At 65.9% G+C, this 22,559-nt stretch carries 19 protein-coding genes; 13 read left to right on the forward strand and 6 right to left on the reverse strand.

Translation table 11 applies throughout. From position 1 onward, the window contains the following. Positions 1-82: 82 nt before the first annotated feature. The 6 genes from QX041_RS29420 (at position 83) to QX041_RS29445 (ending at position 7,209) form a co-directional block, all read left to right on the forward strand. Positions 83-508, forward strand: a complete 426-nt coding sequence (locus QX041_RS29420) for a nuclear transport factor 2 family protein (RefSeq protein WP_315750416.1) — start codon at positions 83-85, stop codon at positions 506-508. Between the two features lie 34 nt (positions 509-542). Next, positions 543-968, forward strand: a complete 426-nt coding sequence (locus QX041_RS29425) for a nuclear transport factor 2 family protein (RefSeq protein WP_315750417.1) — start codon at positions 543-545, stop codon at positions 966-968. 1,015 nt (positions 969-1,983) lie between these two features. Further along, positions 1,984-2,604 (forward strand): glutathione S-transferase family protein, encoded by a 621-nt coding sequence (locus tag QX041_RS29430; protein ID WP_315750418.1) that lies wholly within the window; start codon positions 1,984-1,986, stop codon positions 2,602-2,604. 162 nt (positions 2,605-2,766) lie between these two features. Then, entirely contained in the window at positions 2,767-3,360 is a 594-nt protein-coding gene (locus QX041_RS29435) for a biliverdin-producing heme oxygenase (RefSeq protein ID WP_316167464.1), read from the forward strand. Beyond that, positions 3,357-5,888, forward strand: a complete 2,532-nt coding sequence (locus tag QX041_RS29440; protein ID WP_316167465.1) for an HWE histidine kinase domain-containing protein — start codon at positions 3,357-3,359, stop codon at positions 5,886-5,888. Before QX041_RS29435 ends, QX041_RS29440 begins: the two co-directional genes overlap by 4 nt. 295 nt (positions 5,889-6,183) lie before the next feature. Further along, the gene (locus QX041_RS29445; protein ID WP_315750421.1) at positions 6,184-7,209 is read left to right on the forward strand and encodes a hypothetical protein; all 1,026 of its coding nucleotides are present in this window, start codon (positions 6,184-6,186) and stop codon (positions 7,207-7,209) included. 3 nt (positions 7,210-7,212) lie between these two features. Here the strand turns inward: QX041_RS29445 and QX041_RS29450 are convergent, their stop codons facing one another. Further along, entirely contained in the window at positions 7,213-8,346 is a 1,134-nt protein-coding gene (locus QX041_RS29450) for a site-specific DNA-methyltransferase (protein WP_315717257.1), read from the reverse strand. Positions 8,347-8,730: 384 nt separating this feature from the next. Between QX041_RS29450 and QX041_RS29455 the strand changes: the two genes are divergently transcribed. Beyond that, complete coding sequence (locus QX041_RS29455) at positions 8,731-9,651, forward strand: neutral zinc metallopeptidase (protein ID WP_315750422.1); 921 nt, start codon at positions 8,731-8,733, stop codon at positions 9,649-9,651. Between the two features lie 9 nt (positions 9,652-9,660). Continuing rightward, positions 9,661-10,224 (forward strand): molybdenum cofactor biosynthesis protein B, encoded by a 564-nt coding sequence (gene moaB, locus QX041_RS29460; RefSeq protein WP_315739947.1) that lies wholly within the window; start codon positions 9,661-9,663, stop codon positions 10,222-10,224. 40 nt (positions 10,225-10,264) lie between these two features. On the opposite strand, the gene QX041_RS29465 is transcribed toward moaB, so the two are convergent. The 4 genes from QX041_RS29465 to QX041_RS29480 form a co-directional block, all read right to left on the reverse strand. After that, entirely contained in the window at positions 10,265-10,687 is a 423-nt protein-coding gene (locus QX041_RS29465) for a hypothetical protein (RefSeq protein WP_315826972.1), read from the reverse strand. 119 nt (positions 10,688-10,806) lie between these two features. Continuing rightward, entirely contained in the window at positions 10,807-11,736 is a 930-nt protein-coding gene (locus QX041_RS29470; protein WP_316167466.1) for a helix-turn-helix domain-containing GNAT family N-acetyltransferase, read from the reverse strand. Between the two features lie 64 nt (positions 11,737-11,800). Further along, a complete protein-coding gene (locus QX041_RS29475) occupies positions 11,801-12,373 on the reverse strand; it encodes a glycosyl transferase (RefSeq protein ID WP_316167468.1) in 573 nt (190 codons plus the stop codon). A gap of 175 nt (positions 12,374-12,548) precedes the next feature. Then, positions 12,549-14,966, reverse strand: a complete 2,418-nt coding sequence (locus tag QX041_RS29480) for a phosphoketolase family protein (RefSeq protein WP_316167469.1) — start codon at positions 14,964-14,966, stop codon at positions 12,549-12,551. Between the two features lie 190 nt (positions 14,967-15,156). On the opposite strand from QX041_RS29480, the gene QX041_RS29485 reads away from it, so the two are divergent. The 4 genes from QX041_RS29485 (at position 15,157) to QX041_RS29500 (ending at position 19,452) form a co-directional block, all read left to right on the forward strand. Then, on the forward strand, positions 15,157-16,335 hold the full coding sequence (locus QX041_RS29485) for a PA0069 family radical SAM protein (protein WP_316167471.1): 1,179 nt from the start codon (positions 15,157-15,159) through the stop codon (positions 16,333-16,335). A gap of 19 nt (positions 16,336-16,354) precedes the next feature. Beyond that, a complete protein-coding gene (locus QX041_RS29490; RefSeq protein WP_316167472.1) occupies positions 16,355-16,804 on the forward strand; it encodes a VOC family protein in 450 nt (149 codons plus the stop codon). 75 nt (positions 16,805-16,879) lie between these two features. Continuing rightward, positions 16,880-17,734, forward strand: coding sequence for a ribonuclease HII (locus tag QX041_RS29495; RefSeq protein WP_316167473.1), 855 nt, complete (start codon positions 16,880-16,882; stop codon positions 17,732-17,734). A gap of 209 nt (positions 17,735-17,943) precedes the next feature. Continuing rightward, on the forward strand, positions 17,944-19,452 hold the full coding sequence (locus QX041_RS29500) for a glycosyltransferase family 39 protein (protein ID WP_316167475.1): 1,509 nt from the start codon (positions 17,944-17,946) through the stop codon (positions 19,450-19,452). Between the two features lie 111 nt (positions 19,453-19,563). Here QX041_RS29500 and QX041_RS29505 read toward each other — a convergent pair whose 3' ends face one another. Then, positions 19,564-20,382 carry a uracil-DNA glycosylase gene (locus QX041_RS29505; protein ID WP_316167476.1) on the reverse strand — a complete coding sequence of 273 codons (819 nt, stop codon included), beginning with the start codon at positions 20,380-20,382 and terminating at the stop codon, positions 19,564-19,566. A gap of 305 nt (positions 20,383-20,687) precedes the next feature. Here QX041_RS29505 and QX041_RS29510 point away from each other — a divergent pair, with 305 nt between their 5' ends. Next, positions 20,688-22,346, forward strand: a complete 1,659-nt coding sequence (locus QX041_RS29510) for an electron transfer flavoprotein-ubiquinone oxidoreductase (protein ID WP_315717246.1) — start codon at positions 20,688-20,690, stop codon at positions 22,344-22,346. Positions 22,347-22,559: the final 213 nt, after the last annotated feature.

Genomic DNA, 22,559 nt, shown 5'->3' on the forward strand with positions numbered 1-22,559 from the left:
TCATATCCGATATCGATTGGAAGAATGCGCCGCCATCCGTCATGCTTCGCCCTGTCGCAGAGGAGATCGGGAGACAGATGTCATGACCGCCAGCGCCAACAAGCGATTGATGCAAGAGCTGCTCACCAAGGCCGCCGCCGGCGACCGCGCGGCCTATGTCGCGGCCATTGCCGACGACGTTACGATGGTGATCACGGGACAATATTCGTGGTCGCAGACGATCAGGGGCAAGGACGCGCTGCTGCGCAATCTCCATGGCCATCTCAACAGCCTGCTGGCGGAGGGACGCCGCACCGTTCCGCTGCGTTTCATGGCGGAGGACGACCTCGTCGTGATCGAGGGCAAGGGCGAGATGCGCACTAGATCCGGGCGCCCTTACAACAACGACTACTGCCTGATCTTTCGGCTGCACGAGGGGCGCATCGTCGAGATCCGCGAATATTGCGACTCGGCGCTGACGGAAGCGGTGCTGGGACCGTTTCCGGCTGCGCTCAAGCAGACCGGTTGATGCGACAATGACCGAATTCAAGGAGAGTTTGCCGATGAGCGCCGTAGAAGCCACGGGTCATGACAACAAGCGGATCGTGCAGCATGTGTTCGACGAGCTGGCGAAGAGCAATGCGCAGCCGCTGCTCGCGCATCTTGCGGATGATTTCCGCTTCGTCATCATGGGCAGCGGATCCTGGTCGCGCAGCTATGACGGCAAGGCGGTCGTTCTCGCCGAGTTGTTCGCGCCGCTGCGGGCGCGGCTCGGCCGCATCACCACCATCCCGATCCGGCTAACGGCCGAGGCTGACCGCGTCGTGGTCGAGGCGCGTGGCCGCAATACGACGAGCGACGGCAAGGTTTACAACAACAGCTATTGCAACGTCCTTCGCCTGGAGAACGGCCGCATCGTAGAATGGATCGAATATTGCGACACGCTGCTGATCGAGACCGCGCTCGGTCCGCCGGCGCCGACGGCATGAGACGATTACGCGACTATCGGCATCGTCGATGATCGCGACAACGCTGTTGTTGGAATGCAGATCAATCCCGCTATACATCATCCTCGCCTCCTCGTGGTCGAAAGTGATTCGATGATTACGAATTCACTTTAGCTCCACGGCCTTCTCGCTTGCGAAGGCTGGCTAGATGATCTTCAGTGCATAAAACTTGCCGTAGCGAGCAGTACCGACGAGACGGATGCGTCGTGCAGGTCGGTGCTGATCGCATTCGGCGTGCAGAATGCGCCGACCGTGGTCGTCATCCCGATCTGTCGTCCGGTTTCGTTCCGAATCGCAGCTTCCGTTTTTCAGAATATTGCTTGACTCCCCCCCAAATCAGGTGTCTTATCCACGCCGTTCCGTCCCGGCAGGAGGGGCGTACGCGTCGTCACGACACGCGGGGCGGGATGCGGTGGCTGCGACGGCGTCGTCAGGACGAGCGACGTCGACCGGCCTCGTGCAGAGCTGCGGCGGCTTGCCGGCGTGGCGCGGGTGCGGGGTCTTTCGCGGACGTCGAAATCGTGTGGTCCTGGCATCCCGATGCTGATGTCAACTCGCGACGAGGCTTCGCTTCGCGTGGGGATGGTGGCCAGAAAGCCCGGCGCACCAGGGAGATCACGTATAAGACGTAAAGCCCATCGCGCAGGGAATGCCGGATGACCGGCTGGACCTGTGGTGACTGCCGCCTGCTTATCTTTCTGCAGGCGGGCCATGGGTTGCGGCCAGCGCCCGGCATTCCCTGCGCCCTCCTCAATTGCGAGGGTCCTTCTCGGCAACACCTCGGGCGCGGCGCGCCGCGAGAGGGTGAGCTCATGTCCTTCATCGGGATGTCTGTCGTCGCATCGCCATCGATCGGCATGGGTCGTGTCCGGATCCGCGCGGGTCGAGCACGCGGCCCGCAGAATGCAGATCGCCCATGACGGCGCACGCGGGCGGCCAGGGGTGGACGGTCCGGACCGGTGCAGATAGGGTCGGATATCATCTGTCAGGGATCACCATGCTCAAGCTCTATGTCGCGCCGGGCACCTGCGCGCTCGCTTCACATATCGCGCTGGCCGAGACCGGCGCCGACTACGTCGCCGAGAAGCTCAGCTTCAAGACCAACCAGCAGAACAGCCCGGACTATCTCGCGATCAATCCCAAGGGGCGCGTGCCGGCGCTGGTGACGGAGCAGGGCGTCCTGACCGAGACGCCGGCGATGCTCGCCTATATCGCGCAGCGCTTTCCGGAAGCGCGGCTTGCGCCGCTCGACGACGTCTTCGCCTTTGCCGAGGTGCAGTCCTTCAACAGCTATCTCTGCTCGACGGTCCACATCGCCCACGCGCACAAGATGCGGGGCTATCGCTGGGCCACCGAAGAGTCCTCCTTCGCCGACATGAAGAAGAAGGTGCCGGAGACGATGGGCGCCTGCTTCGCGCTGATCGAGCAGAAGATGCTGCGCGGCCCGTGGGTGATGGGCGAGCAGTACACGATCTGCGATCCCTATCTGTTCACGATCGCGCAATGGCTCGAAGGCGACGGCGTCGACATCAACGCCTTCCCGAAGGTCGCCGACCATTTTGGCCGCATGTCCGGGCGGCCGGCCGTCAAGAAGGCGCTGGCCGAGCTGGCGGGCTGACGGCCATCCTCGATAGCCATGGCGTCGGAACAGCGCCCGCCAGCATGGCGCATCGGGAGAGCGGAAAAAATAGCCGCGCGAAGCCGGAACCCAGCTCCGGCCATCGACGTTGCAGGAGGCCGTGGCGCGCCTGCGACCGATCTCCTTTTCTGGGACCCCTTGATGTTGCCGGCTGCCGTTTCAGATGACCGTTTGCGCGCGACCGGCACCGAGGGCATCCGCGAGAGACTGAAGGCGGCAACGGCCTCGGCGCACCGCGTGCTGGACGAGGGGCTCGTTCATTTCGATCTCACCACGACGGCTCATTACCGCCGGTTCCTGCAGGCCAGCGCAGCCGCGCTGCTGCCGTTGGAGGCGGCGCTCGATGAGGCCGGGGTGGATGATCTGATCGAGGACTGGCCGCAGCGCCGACGATCGCAGGCGATCGCCTGCGATCTCGCGGATTTCGGTGCCGTGCCGGTTCCGATGGACCTTCCCGCACCCTCGCTCGACCGTGCGGGCGTATTCGGCACGCTCTACGTACTCGAGGGATCTCGGCTCGGCGCAGCCTATCTGCTGCGCATGGTCGCGGCCTCCGCCGATCCGCGGGTGAGACGCGCGACGCGCTATCTCGGCCATGGCGCGCGGCAGGGCTTGTGGAGCAGCTTCCTGTCGCAACTCGCGCAGGCGCGGACGACGGCCGACGAGGAAGTCAGGATGATCGTGAGTGCACGCGAAGCGTTCGCGATGTTTGCGAAGGCGATGGCAGCAGCATGAACGAGCCGGTCAACCTCACCAATTGCGATCGCGAGCCGATCCATGTTCCCGGGACGGTTCAGCCGTTTGGTTTCCTGCTGGCGCTGGTGTCGGACTTCACCATCTGCATGGCCTCGGAGAACGCGCCGGATTTTCTCGGCGGCGATATCGGCTGGCTGCTGCAGCGGCCGCTCGACGCCGTGCTCTCGGAGGCGGCCGCGGCCGCGATCCGCGCCAGGGTCGACTATCTCAGCGGCCCCGATGCGGTCGAGCGCGTGTTCGGCGTCGATCTGCAGGGCCGTGGCAAGCTTTTCGATCTCGCCATCCACTTTTCCGGTGCGTATCTCGTCGTCGAGGCCGAGCCCAGTCTGATCGAGCCCGGCGTCAATTCCGGCGAGCTGGTGCGGTTGATGCTCGGCCGCATCCGCAAGACGGCGGGGATGATGGACCTGGCGCAGGAGGCGGCGCGCCAGCTCAAGCTGCTGACCGGCTTCGATCGGGTGATGGTGTATCGGTTTCATCCCGACGGCTCGGGTGAGGTGATCGCCGAGGTCGCGGGCTCCGGCCTGGAGCCGTTCCTCGGGCTGCATTATCCGGCCTCGGACATTCCCAAGCAGGCGCGGCAGCTCTATCAGCGCAACTGGCTGCGGATCATCGCCGACATCAACGCCGCGCCGGCGCCGCTGCTGTCGACGCCGACGCACAATGCCGGACTGCTCGACCTGTCGATGAGCGTGCTGCGCGCGGTCTCCCCCATTCACATCGAGTATCTCCGCAACATGGGCGTCGCCGCGTCGATGTCGGTCTCGATTCTGCGCGAAGGCAAGCTGTGGGGCCTGTTCGCCTGCCATCATTATGCGCCGCATCACCTGTCGTTCGAGAAGCGCACTGCGGCCGAGCTGTTCGGTCAGATGTACTCCTGGCTGCTCGAGGCGCGCGAGCGCGAGACCGACATCGCCTACGAGACGCGCGCGCATCAGATCCAGGAGCGGCTGATCGAGCGCGCGGCCGCGCAGGCCCACAGCAAGCGCGCGATCCTGGAGTTCGTCGCCGACTATCGCCAGATGATCGAGTGCGACGGCATCGCCGTGTGGTCCGATGACGAGATCACGCTCGACGGCGAGACGCCGACCGAAGAGGAGGTGCAGGACCTCATCGGCTTCATCAACCGGACCTCCCCCGGCCGCATCTGCGCCAGCGCCGAGATTGCCAAGGTGTACGCGGCGGGCGAGGCATTTCGCGATCGCGCCGCCGGCTTCCTCGCCATTCCGATCTCGCGCACGCCGCGCGACTGCCTGATCTTCTTCCGCCGCGAGGTGCTGCGCGCGGTCAACTGGGCGGGCGATCCGAACAAGAGCTATGCCGAGGGCCCGAACGGTTCCCGCCTGACGCCGCGCAAGAGCTTCGAGCTGTGGCAGCAGACGGTGGCCGGCCAGTCGAACCCGTGGACGGCGGCGGATTTGCGCATCGCCGAGAGCCTGCGCGTCACGCTGCTCGAAGTGATCCTGCAACTCTCCGAGCTCGCCGCGCGCGAGCGCCGCGGCGCGCAGGAGCGGCAGGAGCTGATGATCGCCGAGCTCAATCATCGCGTCCGCAACATCCTCAGTCTCGTGCGCGGCCTCGTCGCGCAGAGCAAGGACACGGCGACCTCGGTGGAGGAGTTCGCGTCCGTGCTCGGCGGCCGCATCCAGGCGTTGGCGCGGGCGCACGACCAGATCACCAACCTGAATTGGGCCCCGGTCGCGCTCCGCCATCTGCTCGAATCGGAGGCTGGCGCCTATCTCGGCTCAAGGGCCGGACGGGTGCGCATGGAAGGTCCTGAGGTCGCGCTCGACCCCAAGGCGTTCGCAACGCTCGCGCTCGTCGTGCACGAGATGATGACCAACTCAGCGAAATACGGCGCGCTCGCCGACTCCACAGGACAGGTGCAGGTGATCTGGCGGCTCGATCCCGGGGCGAGCCTGGTCATCGACTGGAAGGAGAGCGGCGGGCCGCCGGTGCAGCCGCCGTCGCGGCGCGGCTTCGGCACGACCATCATCGAGCGTTCGGTGCCGTTCGACCTCAAGGGCGACGCCGAGATCCGCTTCGACCTGCTCGGCGTGCAGGCGCGCTTCGTGATCCCTGCCAATTTCGTCCAGATGGTGCCGGCGATGACGGGGGCACCCTCCAGGCACCAGCGCAAGGAAGAGGACACGCCGCGCCTGTCCGGTACGGTGCTGATCGTCGAGGACAATCTGATCATCGCGATGGGCGCCGAAGTGATTCTGCTCGAGCTGGGAGCGCGGCACATCGACACCGCGGCGTCGGTCAGCCAGGCGCTGAAGTCGATCGAGCGCGCGGTGCCGAGCTTCGCACTGCTCGACATCAACCTCGGCGCGGAAAGCAGCCTGCCTGTCGGGCACCGGCTGAAGGAACTCGGTGTGCCCTTCATGTTCGCGACCGGCTATGGCGAGCGTGCGCCGATTCCGGCGGAGCTGTCCGACATGCCGGTGATTCAGAAGCCGTACACGCGCGAAGTCGTCGAGAAGGCATTGACGAAGATCAAATGAGTCGCACGCGCATCAAGGTCGGCTTTGCGCGTCGCGGTGATTGGCATTCATGATTGCAGTCTTGGGTTTTCTCACATCCGCGTGTTGCACATGAGCGCGACAACGCACGACGGGAGACAGATCATCGACTATTCCCACTGTTGCTGCGACAAAACAGCCCGAAAATATTAGAACGCATCCAAAGGACACCGCTGTTCTAACATTGTTTCGACAAATGGAACCTCCGCAGCCTTATTCCGAACGAAGTCATCGCCGAAACGGCGCAGCGGGGGCGCGTTGAATCGTCGGAGGTCTGATGACGAATCGAACGACGAGTTTGTTGCCGTGCGTTGCTGTCGCCGTGCTGGCGGGAGCGGCTGCGACGACAATCGAGTTTACACCGGCATCGGCTGCAGACGAATGCCTTGCAAAGCCTGCGGGGACGCCGGCGGGGAAGCACTGGTTCTATCGCATCGATCGCGCGACCAAGAAGCAGTGCTGGTATCTGCGCGACGACGATCGCGAAGCGAAGGGCGCGTCGCTGGTCACGCGCAAGCTCGCCTCGCAGAAGGAACGGGCTCAGCTCTCGTCGACCGCGGCAAATGCACGTGCCGAGATCCAATCGTCGTCCAAGGACGCCGCCGATGAGGTGAAGGTCGTGTCCTCGACACCGACCGTGGCGGCGTCTGCCTTTCCGTCGGCTGCTGCATTTCCGGCCGCGCCTGCGCCGGTCGTCGCGCCGGCGCCCGTGGTGTCAGCGCCGGCGGCGGCTGCGCCCGACCCGGTCGGCGCGGCTGTGAACGAATCTGCTGTTGCGACGCGTTGGCCCGACCAGTCCGGCACGCTGCAGGCCGCGGCGCAGCCCGCTGCGCCCCGCGCGTCATCCTACACGCTCGCGGCCGCCAGCGACACCAACGCCGCGGAAGCGGCTGCTCCCGCGACGCCGGCGCTGGCCGCTGCGGATGCGTCGCCGGCCGTGACGATCGGCATGTCCGGGGATGATGCGTCCAAGACGCGGATGTTTGCTTTCCTGGGCGCAGTCGCGATCGCGGGCTTCTCGATCAGCGTGCTGTTTGCGCGCGCCCGGAGCAGGCGGCAGCTTCGCATCGAGCCGGTGGCCGCCCGGCGCGTCACGCGTTGGCCGGCGGAGCCCGAGCTCGATCGCATGCACCTGCCGCCGGTGGACAGCTACTATCCGGCGCTGGCGGGACGCCGGGGTAAATCGTCGCAGTCGACAGCGCAGGTCTCGGTCGTGCCGCGCGACGACGCTCGCTACGATGAGCAGTACGAGGTCGAAGACCTGCTGGCGCGCTATTCCGGACAGGAACGCCGGAATTCCTGAGCGTCAGGCGGCGGACATCTCGGAGCGGATCTCGGCGCGCAATTCGTCGATCAGCCTGAGGCCGCCCTTGGTCTCGACATGCCAGAAGGTCCAGCCGTTACAGGCCGGCAGGCCTTGCGCCACCGCGCCGATGCGGTGGATCGAGCCGACCTTGTCACCCAGCATGATGGCCCCATCGGCGCGCACCAGCGCGCCGTGGCGGCGCTTGGAGTCGACGAGCTTGGTGCCGGGCGCGATCATGCCGCGTTCGATCAGCTCCGAGAAGGCGACGCGCGGCGCTTCGCGCGCCGTCATGAACGGTGCGAGCGTTGCCTCCGGCAGCGGCTCGACCGCGGCGATGCGCCGCTCTGCCGCCTTCGCATAGACCTTGTCGCGCTCGAAGCCGATGTAGCGGCGGCCGAGGCGTTTTGCCACGGCTCCGGTCGTGCCGGTGCCGTTGAACGGATCGATCACCAGATCGCCGGGTTTCGAGGATGACAGCAGCACCCGCGCCAGCAGGCCTTCCGGCTTCTGCGTCGGATGGATCTTCTTGCCGTCGCCGTCCTTCAGCCGTTCCTCGCCCGTGCACAGCGGAATCAGCCAGTCCGAGCGCGCCTGGACGTCCTCGTTGGCGGCCTTCAGCACTTCGTAGTTGAACGTGTAGCCCTTCGCCTTCTCGTCCCGCGCGGCCCAGATCATGGTCTCGTGCGCGTTGGTGAAGCGGCGGCCGCGGAAGTTCGGCATCGGGTTGGACTTGCGCCAGACGATGTCGTTGAGGATCCAGAAGCCGAGATCCTGCATGATCGCGCCGACGCGGAAGATGTTGTGATAGGAGCCGATCACCCAGATCGTCGCGCTCGGCTTCATTAGGCGGCGCGCGGCAAGCAGCCAGGCGCGCGTGAAGTCGTCATAGGCGGAGAACGAGGAGAACTTGTCCCAATCGTCGTCGACCGCATCGACCTGCGATTCGTCGGGACGCTTGAGCTCACCCTTGAGCTGCAGATTGTAGGGAGGATCTGCAAACACCAGGTCGACCGATGCGCCTGGCAGTTTCGACATCTCGGCGACGCAGTCGCCGACGATGATTCGTTGCTCTTCGAGGGTCTGAAATTTAGTGCGGGGCGCCCTTGCAGACGCCCCGCGACGCGACTCTACCATGACTCAAGAACTCTGACTCAGGCGACGCTGTCGGCGACGCGGGACCTAACAACCGACTGCCCACACATTGACCCGGCAAAGTAAAAATGGACTTAACCCGGAAAATTATTCGCATCGATGCGCACGCATTCATCACGCGCACCGGCGACGAATTTCGTTCGTCGATACACGATGGTCTCTGCGCAAGACGCCGATTGCGATGGGTTTTTCGCGCCGGCCGCGCGCGAGCGCAGCCGATCGAGGTTCGGCGCGGGCCAGTTTTTTCGGCGGCGCTAGGCAAAATTTGCCGGCCGGGTTATTGATTAACACAGTGGAAATTTTACCTGTTTGCCGCGTTAGGCATTTCGCGCAGAGCCGCGCAAGAATCGTGAGGAAAGGCCGCCCATGCGTTACGATGATTTCCGTCGCAGCGACGACATCGATGACCGTCGCGACGAAGGCGGCGGGATGGGCGGTGGTATGGGTCTGCCGATCGGCGGCGGCGGGCTGGGCATCGGCACCATCATCGTTCTCGGCCTGATCGGCTACGCCTTCGGCATCGATCCGCGCATCCTGATCGGCGGCGCTGAGATGCTCAGCCACGGCGGCGCACCGACCCAGCAGGCCGATCGGCGCTCGCCCGGCAAGACCGGCGCGCCGAAGGACGAGATGGGCGACATGATCGCCGGCGTGCTCGGCGAGATCGACGACCGCTGGAGCGAGATCTTCCAGGCCAGCGGCCAGAATTACACCGGGCCCAAGATCGTGCTGTTTCGCAACAGCACCAATGGCGGCCGCTGCGGCATGGCGCAGTCGGCGATGGGGCCGTTCTACTGTCCGCCGGACCGGCAGATCTTCCTCGACACCAACTTCTTCCGCGAGGTCGAGACGCGCTTCCGGGGCTGCTCGGGCAGCGCCTGCAAGTTCACCGCGGCCTACATCATTGCGCACGAGGCCGGGCACCACATCCAGAACCTGCTCGGCATCCTGCCGCGCGTGACGCGGATGCAGCAGCAGTCGGACAACAAGGCCGAAGCCAACGCGCTGCAGGTCAAGGTCGAACTGCAGGCCGACTGCCTGTCCGGGGTCTGGGTCAATCGCGAGGCCAAGAAGCGTCCGGGCTTCCTCGAGGAGGGCGACATCGACGCCGCGCTGACGACGGCCTCGGCGATCGGCGACGACACCTTGCAGCGGAAGGCGACCGGACGCGTGGTGCCGGATTCGTTCACCCATGGCTCCGCCGCGCAGCGCAAACGCTGGTTCATGGTCGGCTACCAGCAGGGCACGGTGCAGGCCTGCAATACGTTCAGCGCCAGTTCGCTGTAGGGAGGCGCGATGATGGCGATCGACGAGAGCAAGAGCTTCATTCCCCTCAACATCGCCGTGCTGACGGTGTCCGACACGCGTTCGCTTGCCGACGACAAGTCCGGTACCACCCTGAGTGACCGCCTGACCGCTGCCGGCCATAGGCTCGCGGCGCGCGAGATCGTCACCGACGACGTCGAGAAGATTCGCGCGGTGGTGAAGTCGTGGATCGCCGATCCCGGCGTCGACGTCGTCATCACCACCGGCGGCACCGGCTTCACCGGCCGTGACGTCACGCCGGAAGCGATCGAGCCGCTGTTCGAGAAGCGCATGGACGGCTTCTCGATCGCCTTCCACATGCTGAGCCACGCCAAGATCGGGACGTCGACGATCCAGAGCCGGGCCACCGCCGGCGTCGCCGGTGCGACATACATCTTCTGCCTGCCGGGATCACCGGGGGCCTGCCGTGACGGCTGGGACGGCATCCTCGCCGCCCAGCTCGACTACCGCACGCGACCCTGCAACTTCGTCGAGATCATGCCGCGGCTCGACGAGCATCTGCGCCGGCCCAAGGCGCAGGGCGCGACGGCATAGGGCCACGGCGCGATGCGGCACCGCGCGTCGATCGCGCGTCTCACTTCGTTGGTACGATCTCGAAAGCGCCGCCGCCTTCGATCGCCGCGCCAATGAGGCCGCCCATCATGCTGGCCGCGAAATTCTGGCCGCGCGGTCCCACGACCATCCGGTAGGCCTTGCCAGGCACGGCGGTGAAACGAATGTTCGACGAGCCCGGCGAGGACCATGTCGACACGGTGATCGTGGTGGCGCCGGGCGCAATCGAGCCGCTGTAGCTCTCGCCGCGGCCAAGGCTCGCCACCTTGGCGCCATTGATCTCGATCGCCGCTGGTGCCGCCAGATAGAGGAAGTCCGTCGTGCGTGTAATCGCGACCGTTGCGCGCCCTTTGGGCGCGGCGCGAGCCGCCGTCCCAGCCTCGACCCCAAACAGGCCCGCGAGCGCGACAAGCGCCGCAAGCTTCGATCGCACCATCGATTCCATCACTGCTCCCGCCCTGTTTGGCGGGATAGTACCGGCGCGCGGGAACTTCGCAATCGGCATGCGCAGCCTGTTGTGGCGGTGATCTCGGCCTACCGGCGGTTGCTGCACGAGCCGCCCGGCTACAACTCGAGCCGCCATGTCTCGCCGGTCAGCGGGACGCCGAACATGGCGTGCGGCTCCTCGGCGATCTTGCGAAACCCGGCGCGGGCATAGATGTCGCGCGCGGCGGTGAGAATGCTTTGCGTCCACAGCTCGATCGTCCTGTAGTTCTTCTCGCGCGCGAAGCGGATGCATTGTTCGGTCAGGGCCCGGCCGACGCCGAGACCGCGGGCCTTCTTCTCGACCAGCAGCAGCCGCAGCTTGGCGACCTCGTCGCTGCCCTTGACCAGGAAGATCGAGCCGACCGGCTCGCCCGCAAGCTCGGCGATCCAGCAGTGCTCGCGCGCCGGGTCGTAGCTCCTGATGAACTGTGCGCCGATCTCGGCGACCAACGCCTCGAACGAGACGTCCCAACCATATTCCTCGGCGTAGACGGCGCCGTGCCGTGAAACCACCCAGCCGATGTCGCCCGGGCGATGGCTGCGCAGCAGCACTGGGGAGCGGCCCGGCTGCTGCGGCTCCAGGGCGGTCTCGATCGTCGTCATTGCACCGACCAGCCGGTCGCGCACGGATGGCGCCAGCGGCGCCAGCATGGCCGCGATCTCCTTCTGCGAGCTGCGGTCGAGCTTGGCATAGGCCTGCCGGCCTCTTGCGGTCAGGCCGAGCTGCTGCTGCCTGCGATCGGTTGGCAAAGGCGTGCGGGTGATCAGCCCCTGCTCGTCGAAGCTCTGGACGATGCGGCTGAGATAGCCGGCATCGAGGCCGAGCGAGAGACCGATCTCCTTGGCCGAGATGGCGTCGTACTGTGCGAGTTCATAGAGCACACGCGCCTCGGCCAGAGAAAACGGACTGTCGAGCAGATGCTGGTCCAGCGCGCCGAGCTTCCTCGTGTAGAAACGGTTGAACGCGCGGATGGCGGCGACCTTGCCGTCGGCTGGGGCGGAATTCATGGGGCACCTCCAATATTTGCCATTGTCAACCAATTGATTGACTTTGGCAAGTATTGTCGTGCCGCTACACCATCACGATCCGGCTGCGCAGCATCGTCCGCGAGGAACGGCCGAGCTGACGCAGCAGCCGCGTTTCGGCGCGCTTGTGGTCGGGCTTGTATCCGCCGAGCTGCCGGTAGTGATCCCTGGCGATCAAGAGACCCTGGTCGCCGAGCGGCCCGACCAGGACCCGCGCAACCGCGCGCAGCCGGTCGCGCAGGCTGATTGCGGCATAGGGAGACCGGGCATAGCGGAAGACGCCAGCGCGCGGCCGGCCGGCGGTGGCGACGCTCTGGACGAACTGCATGGTTTCATCGATCCAGCCGGGATCGAGCATCGCGCCGGCGGGCAGAAACATCAGCCAGGGCGCACGCGCGCTGGCGGCCCCTGCAGCCAGGGCCGCGGCCTGGGAGCCCTCGAACTTCATGAAGTGGCAGCCAGCGACGTCCGCGACCCGCTCGATCACGCTGGAATCGGGCGAGCGATCGACCAGCAGCACCTCGGTGACGACACCGGCCGCGGCGCCCGGCACCAGCGCGGACAGGGTGGCCACGGCGGTCTGCTCGACACCTTCGGTCGGAATGATCACGCTCAGCATGAAACTGGCATCGCTATCTGTCGCGCCTCCGGCATGACTGTTATCATCTTGTCATAGCCAAATCAGCCCGCTGCGCTGCGGAATTTTGCAGCACGTACCTGGCCGCGCCGTTCGGCCCGCGCCCGAACGGTGCTATTTCAAGGTGCCGTGTTGCTGAAGCTCGCGCTTGACTGGCTCAGTCGCCTGCCTGTGTCGGCGTGGTGCCGCCGGCGCTGTTCGGCCACACCCAGTCGCGGATCGCCGGCATGTCCTCGCCATGCGCGCGGATGTAGCGGGCATGCTCGATCAGCGCATCGCGGAATTTCTGCTTCACATGAGCCGCCGACACGCTGAGGCCGGGCACGCGTTCGATCGCCTCGATGGCGAGGTGGAAACGGTCGAGCTCGTTCAGCACGACCATGTCGAACGGAGTCGTCGTGGTGCCTTCCTCGATGAAGCCGCGCACATGCATGCCGGCATGGTTGGTGCGGCTGTAGGTGAGGCGATGGATCAGATACGGATAGCCGTGATAGGCGAAGATCACCGGCTTGTTGGTGGTGAACAGGCTGTCGAAGTCGCGGTCGCTGAGGCCGTGCGGATGGTCCTGCTTCGGCTGCAGGGTCATGAGGTCGACGACGTTGACCACACGGATCTTCAGGTCGGGCAATTCCTTGCGCAGCAGGTCGACGGCTGCGAGCGTCTCCAGGGTCGGGACATCTCCGGCGCAGGCCATCACCACGTCGGGCTCCTCGTCGGCGGGCTCGGTGCCGGCCCAAGACCAGATGCCGATGCCGGCGTCGCAATGCGTCGCCGCCTCCTGCATCGACAGCCATTGCGGCGCCGGCTGCTTGCCGGCAACGATGACGTTGATGCGGTCGTAGGTGCGCAGGCAGTGGTCCGCGATCCACAACAGCGTGTTGGCATCCGGCGGGAAGTAGATGCGGACGATGTCCGCCTTCTTGTTGGCGACGAGGTCGACGAAGCCGGGGTCCTGATGGCTGAAGCCGTTATGGTCCTGCCGCCAGACATGCGAGGTCAGGAGATAGTTCAGCGACGCGATCGGGCGCCGCCACGGCAGCTCGCGTGACACCTTCAGCCATTTGGCGTGCTGGTTGAACATCGAATCGACGATGTGGATGAACGCCTCGTAGCAGGAGAACAGGCCGTGGCGGCCGGTGAGCAGATAGCCCTCCAGCCAGCCCTGGCAGAGATGCTCGCTCAGCACCTCCATCACGCGGCCGTCATGGGCGAGGTGGACATCGTAGGGCTCGATGCCTTCCATCCACACCCGCTCGGTGACCTCGAATACGGCATCGAGCCGGTTCGAGGCGGTCTCGTCCGGGCCCATGATGCGGAAGTTGCGTGTCTCTGCATTCAGCGTGATCACGTCGCGCAGGAACTTGCCGAGCTCGCGCGTGGCTTCAGCCATGGTCTGGCCCGGAGAGGACACCTCGACCGCAAAATGCTGGTAGTCTGGGAGCCTGAGCTCGCGCTTGAGCAGACCGCCATTGGCATGCGGGTTGGCGCCCATGCGCCGCGTGCCCTTCGGTGCCAGTGCCTGCAGCTCCGGCACGAGCCGGCCGTGGCCGTCGAACAGCGTTTCCGGCTCGTAGCTTTTCATCCACGCTTCGAGCAGCGCGAGATGCTCGGGCTTGCCGCGCGGATTGGTGATCGGCACCTGATGGGCGCGCCAGAAGCCTTCGACCTTGAGGCCGTCGACCTCCTTCGGCCCGGTCCAGCCCTTCGGGCTGCGCAGCACGATCATCGGCCAGCGCGGCCGTTGGATCGTTGCATCCGGCTGACGCGCATTCTGCTGGATCGAGCGGATGCTCGCGAGCGCGACATCGAGCGCGTCCGCCATCTGGCGATGCATCGCCTTCGGCTCCGCGCCTTCGACGAACAGCGGCTCGTAGCCGTAACCTTCGAACAGGCATTTGATCTCGGCATCGCCCATGCGGCCGAGCACGGTCGGATTGGCGATCTTGTAGCCGTTGAGATGCAAAATCGGCAGCACCGCGCCGTCATGGGCCGGGTTCAGGAACTTGTTCGAATGCCAGGATGCGGCGAGGGGCCCGGTCTCGGCTTCGCCGTCGCCGACCACGCAGGCCACGATCAGATCGGGATTGTCGAACGCCGCACCATAGGCGTGCACCAGCGCGTAGCCGAGCTCGCCGCCTTCGTGGATCGAGCCCGGCGTCTCGGGCGCGGCATGGCTCGGGATGCCGCCAGGGAAGGAGAACTGCCGGAACAGCTTGCGCAGGCCATCGGCATCGCGCGTGATGTCCGGATAGATCTCGCTGTAGCTGCCTTCGAGATAGGTGTTGGCGACCATGCCGGGGCCGCCATGGCCGGGACCGCACACGTAGATGACGTCGAGATCCTGCGCCTGGATGGCGCGATTGAGATGGGCGTAGATGAAATTCAGTCCGGGCGTCGTCCCCCAGTGGCCGAGCAGGCGCGGCTTGACGTGCTCCGCTTTCAACGGCTCGCGCAGCAGCGGGTTGTCCAGCAGATAGATCTGCCCGACCGAGAGATAGTTCGCCGCGCGCCAATAGCGATCGAGCAGGTCGAGATCGTCGGCCGTTTTGGTCTGATGGGAAGACGTGATGTTCATGGAACCTCGCTTGCCGTCCGCTTCGCGCTTGCGGGAAGTGCATTAGAGTAACGCCGCACCATTCCGTTCCAGTGCGCTGCGAAGGATAGAACGGGAATGTGATGGTTGGCCTTGCGTGGCTCCAGAACCGTTCCGAGACGTTGTTCTCTTTTGTTCTTGTATTGTTCTTTTTGTGTGCTATGTCTTGGCCATGAGCCGAGCATCTTCACATGCCCTCAAGCGCCCGCCGGTCCCGGTGCCCTCCGAGCCGGTGGGCGCGCCTTCATCTGGCCCGGAAAACGACTTCCCCGAACTCGCGGTCGCCATCGAACGGGGCCGGCGCCGCGGCCGGGGTGCACAATCCAATGCGAGCGGCCGCTACGAAGCGGAGGCTCGCGTCGTCTTCGACGATGGCTGGCAGAGTCTCGAGGATTTGCCGCCATTCAAGACCATGGTCGCGACCGATACCTCGCGCAAGGTCATCACCCGCAACGACTCGCCGGACATCGGTTTCGATCGCTCGATCAACCCGTATCGCGGCTGCGAGCACGGCTGTGTCTACTGCTTCGCGCGGCCGACCCATGCGTTTCTCGGGCTGTCGCCTGGTCTTGATTTTGAATCCAAGCTGTTCGTGAAGCCGGATGCGCCCGCGCTCCTGGAAAAGGAGCTCGCGGCCAGCGGCTACGAGCCGCGGATGATCGCGATCGGAACCAACACCGATCCCTATCAGCCGATCGAGCGCGAGCGGAAGATCATGCGCGGCATCCTCGAGGTGCTGGAAAAGGTTGGCCATCCCGTCGGGATCGTGACCAAGTCGGCGCTGGTGATGCGTGATGCCGACATCCTGGCGCGGATGGCCAAGAGGAACCTGGCGAAGGTCGCGATCTCCGTGACCACGCTGGATCCGAAGCTGGCGCGCACCATGGAGCCGCGGGCCTCGACACCGTCGAAGCGGCTGGAGGCGCTGCAGGCGCTGTCGAGGGCCGGCATTCCGACCACGGTGATGGTGGCGCCGGTGATCCCGGCGCTGAACGACAGCGAGATCGAGCGCATCCTCGATGCCGCCGCCCATGCCGGCGTCAAGGAGGCTGCCTATGTGCTGCTGCGCCTGCCGCTGGAGGTGCGCGACCTGTTCCGCGAGTGGTTGCTCGAGCATTATCCGGACCGCTACCGCCACGTCTTCACCCTGATCCGCGACATGCGCGGCGGCCGCGATTACGACTCGCAATGGGGCACGCGAATGAAGGGGACGGGCCCGATGGCCTGGATGATCGGCCGCCGCTTCGAGATCGCCTGCGAAAAGCTCGGCCTGAACAAGCGCCGGACCAAGTTGACGACCGATCATTTCGTCCGGCCGAAGGGCGGCGGGCAGCAACTCAGCCTGTTCTGAAGCGTGCGGAGAGCAGTTGATGAGCGCACAAGCGAGCGTTCCGCGGTTCACCGTCATCACACTCGGTGTATCCGAGATGCGGCGGAGCATCGCCTTCTATACGTCGCTCGGCTTCGCCCGAAAATTCCGCGCGACCGGAGAGGCCGTGGCATTCTTCGAGACCGGCGGGACGGTGCTGGCGCTGTACCCGTGGGGCGCGCTCGCCGATGATGCGGGCGTGCCGGACGCACCGCGCCCCCAGGCATTCCGCGGCGTGACGCTGGCATGGAACTGCCGCTCGGAGGCCGAGGTCGATGCGGCGCTCGCGTCGGCGGTGGAGAAAGGCGCGATGCTGCTGAAGCCGGCGCAACGAACCGACTATGGCGGTTACAGCGGCTACTTCTCCGATCCGGACGGTCATGTCTGGGAAGTGGTGATCGCGCCGGGGATTGATGTCGGCAAGGATGATCGAGTGCATCTGCCGGCGTAGTCGGTCGCGGGCAAGGGGCGAATAGCGGGGAATGAGGTCCGTTCGGGGTTGCGCCGCCGCGGGCCGTTTCGCACCATGCCGGCCATGATTCGCGATCAGTCAAAAAAGCCGGGCAGGGCGAAGGCGACGAGCGGCGCCGTGGCGAAGAGCGCACCTGCAAAGGCCGCAACCAAGCCTGTTGCCACGAATGCTGCCGGCAGGTCGGCCGCCAAGCTCGGCAAGGGCGTCATCGCGGTGACGCCGCCGAGCTTCCGGCGGGAGCGCGCGCTGCTCAAGCAGGGCATCTGGCCGGTCGCCGGTTGCGACGAGGCGGGACGGGGGCCGCTGGCCGGTCCGGTGGTCGCCGCGGCCGTGATTCTCGATCCCGCGCGCATCCCGAAAGGCCTCGATGACTCCAAGCGGCTGAGCGCGGAGCAGCGCGAGGCGCTGTTCGACAAGATCTGCAAGACGTCGGCGTTCGCGGTGGCTGTCGCCTCGCCGGCGCGAATCGATCGCGACAACATCCTGCGGGCCTCGCTGTGGGCGCTGTCGCGCGCCGTGAGGGCGTTGCCCGAGGCGCCGAAGCACGTCTTCGTCGACGGCCGCGACCGCATCGACGTCGATTGCGGCTGCGAGGCGGTGATCGGCGGCGATGGCCTGGTGATGTCGATTGCGGCCGCCTCGATCGTCGCCAAGGTCACGCGCGACCGGCTGATGTGCGCGCTGGCGCAGGATTGCCCCGGCTACGGCTTCGAGCAGCACAAGGGGTATGCCGTGCCGGAGCACCTCGCTGCGCTGGACCGGCTCGGACCGTCGGTGCATCATCGCAGCCTGTTCGCACCCGTCGTGGCCGCCCGGCGCAAGCATCAGCCGTGGACCGACGTCCCGGAGCCGGATTTGTTTGCCGAGGTGACCGTGGTGACATCCACTGAAATCTCGGTCGGGGTCTGATGCAGGTTGCCTCGCGGTCGCCGCGGTCTTAATAGTTTTGGTTAGCCAGCCAGCACGAAGTGTCACTCCTCGCAGCAGGGGCGGTGTTGTGCGCCCCGATCGTGCGGTATCGATTGCGGGCGTCGGACAGCGAGGCTGCTGCGGATGAGCGACGGTCCTGCCGGCCTCCTCGACGTCCTCAGCGATTCAGCCAAGCGATCCAGCCGTTCATGCGTTTCACGTCCCTGGTTGTCGAACTGATCCGCGCAAGGCCGCGGCTGGTCGTCGTCATCGTGGTGCTGTGCCAGGCCCTGATGTGGCTCGGCGTGGCCATGCTGTTCTATCGCAGCCCGCCCGGCCAGCTTGCCACCACCATCGCGTTCGGACGCGAGTACCAGGTCGGCACCGATCTCGGGCCGCCGCTGTCGTTCTGGCTGTCGGACGTCGCCTATCGCCTTGCCGGCAATCATCTGCTCGGCGTCTACGTGCTGGCCGTGCTGTGCTCGGCGCTCAGTCTGTGGGTGATGTATCTCCTGGCGGCGGCGATCGTCGGCGGCCAGCAGGCGGTGCTTGCCGTGCTGCTGACCATGACCATCACCGCGTTCGGTGCGCCCACGCTGGAATTCGGTCCGGAGGTGCTGGCGCGTCCGCTCTGGGCGCTGCTGCTGCTGCATAGCTGGCGGATTCTCGGCGAGGGCCGGCGCAACGCCTGGTTTGCCTGGTCGATCGAGGCCGGCCTGCTGCTGCTGACCACGCCGGCCGCCGCCGGCCTGCTGCTGCTGATCGCGGGCTTCGTGGTCTCGACCGCGCAGGGCCGCCGCGTGCTTCGCTCGTTCGATCCGCTGTTCGCGCTGCTCGTGGTGGTGGCGCTGGCGCTGCCTTATCTCATTTTCGTGCTGCGTTCCGAGAGCGTCGGCTTACCGGCGCTGCCCGTTCTCGCCGAGCTCTCGGTGCGCGCCTGGCATTGGCTCGCGCTGGCGGGGGGGCTGCTGCTGGCGATCTCGGCCGTGCTGCTGCTGGTGCTGCTCGACGCCGGCTGGATCAATCGCGGCGAGACCGATGCGCCGATCATCTATCGCCGCTCGGTGCCGCCGCTCGCGCGCGACTTCGTCTATTGCTTCGCGATTGCACCGGCGCTGGCCGGCAGTCTGATCGCCGGCCTGTTCGGCCTCTCGACCGTGTTCGGCGGCACTGCCGTGACCCTGACCATGGTCGGTCTTGCCCTGGTGGTTGCGTCGGGTGATCTGATCTATCTGCGGCGGCAGCGGCTGCTGCGCCTGGTCTGGGCGGTTGCGATCGCCGCGCCCGCCATCCTCGCGGCGGGCAGCGCTGTGGTGCTGCCGTTGCTCGGCGACCGCGAGGTCGCGACGGCGATGCCGGCCCGCGACATCTCTCGTTTCTTCGTCGAGAGTTTTGAGCGCCGTACCAACCAGCCGCTGCAGGCGGTCGCCGGCGATCCGCAACTCGCCAGCCTGGTCGCGCTCGGCCGCCGCCGCGCGCATCTGTTCCTCGATGCCACCCCGCAGCGGACGCCCTGGGTCACGCCGGCCAAATTCGCCGAGAGCGGCGGCGTCGTGGTATGGCGCGCCTCCGACACGGTCGGCACCCCACCGCCGGAGATCGCCCAGCGCTTTCCTGGGCTGGTGCCGGAGGTGCCGCGCAGCTTCGACTGGCTGATCAATGGCCGCCAGCCGGTGCTGCGCGTCGGCTGGGCCATCGTGCGGCCGAAGGGACCGTAGCGCTTTCCATAAGCCGTCATTGCGCGGAGCGAAGCGACGAAGCAATGCAGAGGCTTGGGCGGGATTCTAGATTGCTTCGCTTCGCTCGCAATGACGCGGAGGGAGTTCGGCTCAGACCGCCATCACCTTCGCGATCGCGCGCAAATCCTGCCATGACAGCCGCTTGTAGGACGGCGAGCGCAACAGATAGGCCGGATGGAAGGTGGCGATCGCGCGGATGGTGCGCTTGCCGGTGTCGTAGTCGCGCCATTTGCCGCGCGTGCGCATGATGCCCTCGGTGGTGCCGAGCAGCGCCTGCGTCGACGGGTTGCCGAGCGTCACCAGCACGTCGGGATCGACCAGCTCGATCTGGCGGCGGATGAACGGCAGGCAGATCTGCGTCTCCTGCGGCGTCGGCGTCCGGTTGCCGGGCGGGCGCCAGGGAATGACGTTGGCGATGTAGACCTTGCTGCGGTCGAGCCCGATCGCGCCGATCATGCGGTCCAGCAGCTTGCCGGAGCGGCCGACGAATGGCAGGCCCTCGATGTCCTCGTCGCGGCCGGGCGCCTCGCCGACCAGCATGATGCGCGCCTGCGGATTGCCGTCGGCGAACACCAGTCGCGACGCCGTCTGCTTCAGTGCGCAACCGTCGAAAGTCTCCAGGAGCTCGCGCAGCGCCTCCAGGGTCGGCGCTGTCAGCGCCGCCTCGCGGGCCGAGGCGACGGCCGCTTCCGGCGGAGGCGGCGGTTCGCCGCGCGGCGCAATGATCGCCGGCGCGGATAGCCGGCCGGCTTGCGGCGCCGCCGCCGGACGGGCGGCAGGAGCGGCAGGGGATGCGGCCTCAGGCTCCACCAGCCGGTTGATCGGCTCGTCGGCCAAGGCGCAATCGACCCCGGCCTCCAGATAGAAGGCGAGCAGTTGGCGGACGTCGGGGAGGGGCTCGGGGGTCATCATGATCGATCGTGGCAACAATGTACGCCGCCTCGGCGCATGGCGGAATGCATTTCGGTGGTTGTCCTGCCCCGAAAAATCGGAAACAAGAGCTTGGAATAACCCAAAAAAGGGACGGAACGCCCTAGTGTTCCGGCGCCAGCGTTCGCTCCCCCTCAGGACCAGCCCATCAGCGAACCGCCGGCGCCTCCAGGAACCCTAGTTAAGTCATTGTTGCTGTTGCAGCTCCGGGTTTGACCTTTGCACGCGCCAGGGGGATGCAAAGGTCAAATCCACTGCACCGGCCGGGCCTGAGATTGAGAGACATGAGCACCGAAGAGTTACCTCCGCGCGAATCCATGGAGTTCGACGTCGTCATCGTCGGCGCCGGCCCGTCGGGCCTGACTGCCGCGATCCGGCTGAAGCAGCTCAATGCCGACCTCAACATCGTCGTGGTCGAGAAGGGCTCCGAGGTCGGCGCGCACATTTTGTCTGGTGCGGTGATCGATCCGGCGGCGCTGGACAAGCTCATCCCCGACTGGCGGTCGGACGAGGATTGCCCGCTGAAGACCCAGGTCAAGGTCGACAAGTTCTTCTGGATGACCGAGAGCAGCGCGATCTCGCTGCCGGGCTTCGCGATGCCGCCCTTGATGGACAACCATCATTGCTACATCGGCTCGCTCGGAAATGTCTGCCGCTGGCTGTCGCGCAAGGCCGAGGCGCTCGGCGTCGAGATCTATCCGGGCTTCGCGGCCACCGAGGTGCTCTATGACGAGCAGGGCGCGGTGCGCGGCATCGCCACCGGCGACATGGGCATCGGCAAGGACGGCAAGCCGAAAGCCTCGTTCACGCGCGGCATGGAGCTGCTCGGCAAGTACACGCTGTTCGCCGAGGGCGCGCGCGGCAGCCTGTCCAAGCAGCTGATTTCGAAGTTCGCATTGGACGCCAAGAGCGAGCCGGCGAAGTTCGGCATCGGCCTCAAGGAAGTCTGGCAGATCGATCCGGCCAAGCACCAGAAGGGCCTGATCCAGCACTCGTTCGGCTGGCCGCTCGACATGAAGACCGGCGGCGGCTCGTTCCTGTATCACTACGACGACAATCTCGTCGCGGTCGGCTTCGTCGTCCACCTGAACTACGACGATCCTTATCTGTCGCCGTTCGAGGAATTCCAGCGCTTCAAGACCCATCCCTCGATCCGCGGCGTGTTCGAGGGTGGCAAGCGGCTAGCCTACGGCGCGCGCGCGATCACCGAGGGCGGCTACCAGTCGGTGCCGCGGCTGTCGTTCGCCGGCGGCGCGCTGATCGGCTGCGCCGCGGGCTTCGTCAACGTGCCGCGCATCAAGGGCGTGCACAACGCGATGGGCAGCGCGATGCTCGCGGCCGAGCACGTCAATGCCGCGCTCGCATCCGGCCGCGCCAATGACGAACTGGTCAGTTACGAGAACGCCTGGCGCGGCTCGCCAGTCGGCGAGGATCTGTTCAAGGTTCGCAACGTCAAGCCGCTATGGTCGAAGTTCGGCACGGTGCTCGGCGTCGCGCTCGGCGGCTTCGACATGTGGTGCAACACGCTCGGTTTCTCGTTGTTTGGCACCCAGTCGCACGTCAAGCCCGATCGCGCCACGCTCGATCCCGCCAAGGCGCACAAGCCGAAGCCGGCGATGAAGCCGGACGGTAAGTTGACCTTCGACCGGCTGTCCTCGGTATTCCTGTCGAACACCAATCACGAGGAAGACCAGCCGGTGCATCTGAAGGTCGCCGACATGGCGCTGCAGAAGAGCTCCGAGCACGACGTCTATGCCGGGCCGTCCAACCGCTATTGCCCGGCGGGCGTCTACGAATGGGTCGAGGAGGGCACCAGCCCGCGCTTCGTGATCAACGCGCAGAACTGCGTCCACTGCAAGACCTGCGACGTCAAGGATCCCAACGGCAACATCACCTGGGTTCCTCCGGAAGGCGGCGGTGGGCCGAACTACGAGGCGATGTAGCCTCGTATAACGCACGATTGCGTGAGTCGGCTGCTCCGGGGAGGGCAGCCGGCCACGATACGGCCATACTGGCGCGGTTTGACGCAGGTCACCTTCGCCAAAGGGGCTCCCGGCTGACCCGAATATCCTGCAGATCCTTGCGGTTGGCCGCCAAACGCGGCATTGTCGGCGCCTTGAAGAGCTGCCGATCGGGTTCGTGTCCGTACCGATCCG

The sequence above is a fragment of the Bradyrhizobium sp. SZCCHNRI2009 genome, assembly GCF_032485115.1.
Lineage (GTDB): Bacteria > Pseudomonadota > Alphaproteobacteria > Rhizobiales > Xanthobacteraceae > Bradyrhizobium.

Bases quoted from the DNA above. Each gene is read 5' to 3' on its own strand.
- QX041_RS29420 (WP_315750416.1), top strand. From the start codon at position 83: ATGACCGCCAGCGCCAACAAGCGATTGATGCAAGAGCTGCTCACCAAG.
- QX041_RS29425 (WP_315750417.1), top strand. From the start codon at position 543: ATGAGCGCCGTAGAAGCCACGGGTCATGACAACAAGCGGATCGTGCAG.
- QX041_RS29430 (WP_315750418.1), top strand. From the start codon at position 1,984: ATGCTCAAGCTCTATGTCGCGCCGGGCACCTGCGCGCTCGCTTCACAT.
- QX041_RS29435 (WP_316167464.1), top strand. From the start codon at position 2,767: ATGTTGCCGGCTGCCGTTTCAGATGACCGTTTGCGCGCGACCGGCACC.
- QX041_RS29440 (WP_316167465.1), top strand. From the start codon at position 3,357: ATGAACGAGCCGGTCAACCTCACCAATTGCGATCGCGAGCCGATCCAT.
- QX041_RS29445 (WP_315750421.1), top strand. From the start codon at position 6,184: ATGACGAATCGAACGACGAGTTTGTTGCCGTGCGTTGCTGTCGCCGTG.
- QX041_RS29450 (WP_315717257.1), bottom strand. From the start codon at position 8,346: ATGGTAGAGTCGCGTCGCGGGGCGTCTGCAAGGGCGCCCCGCACTAAA.
- QX041_RS29455 (WP_315750422.1), top strand. From the start codon at position 8,731: ATGCGTTACGATGATTTCCGTCGCAGCGACGACATCGATGACCGTCGC.
- moaB (WP_315739947.1), top strand. From the start codon at position 9,661: ATGATGGCGATCGACGAGAGCAAGAGCTTCATTCCCCTCAACATCGCC.
- QX041_RS29465 (WP_315826972.1), bottom strand. From the start codon at position 10,687: ATGGAATCGATGGTGCGATCGAAGCTTGCGGCGCTTGTCGCGCTCGCG.
- QX041_RS29470 (WP_316167466.1), bottom strand. From the start codon at position 11,736: ATGAATTCCGCCCCAGCCGACGGCAAGGTCGCCGCCATCCGCGCGTTC.
- QX041_RS29475 (WP_316167468.1), bottom strand. From the start codon at position 12,373: ATGCTGAGCGTGATCATTCCGACCGAAGGTGTCGAGCAGACCGCCGTG.
- QX041_RS29480 (WP_316167469.1), bottom strand. From the start codon at position 14,966: ATGAACATCACGTCTTCCCATCAGACCAAAACGGCCGACGATCTCGAC.
- QX041_RS29485 (WP_316167471.1), top strand. From the start codon at position 15,157: ATGAGCCGAGCATCTTCACATGCCCTCAAGCGCCCGCCGGTCCCGGTG.
- QX041_RS29490 (WP_316167472.1), top strand. From the start codon at position 16,355: ATGAGCGCACAAGCGAGCGTTCCGCGGTTCACCGTCATCACACTCGGT.
- QX041_RS29495 (WP_316167473.1), top strand. From the start codon at position 16,880: ATGCCGGCCATGATTCGCGATCAGTCAAAAAAGCCGGGCAGGGCGAAG.
- QX041_RS29500 (WP_316167475.1), top strand. From the start codon at position 17,944: ATGCGTTTCACGTCCCTGGTTGTCGAACTGATCCGCGCAAGGCCGCGG.
- QX041_RS29505 (WP_316167476.1), bottom strand. From the start codon at position 20,382: ATGACCCCCGAGCCCCTCCCCGACGTCCGCCAACTGCTCGCCTTCTAT.
- QX041_RS29510 (WP_315717246.1), top strand. From the start codon at position 20,688: ATGAGCACCGAAGAGTTACCTCCGCGCGAATCCATGGAGTTCGACGTC.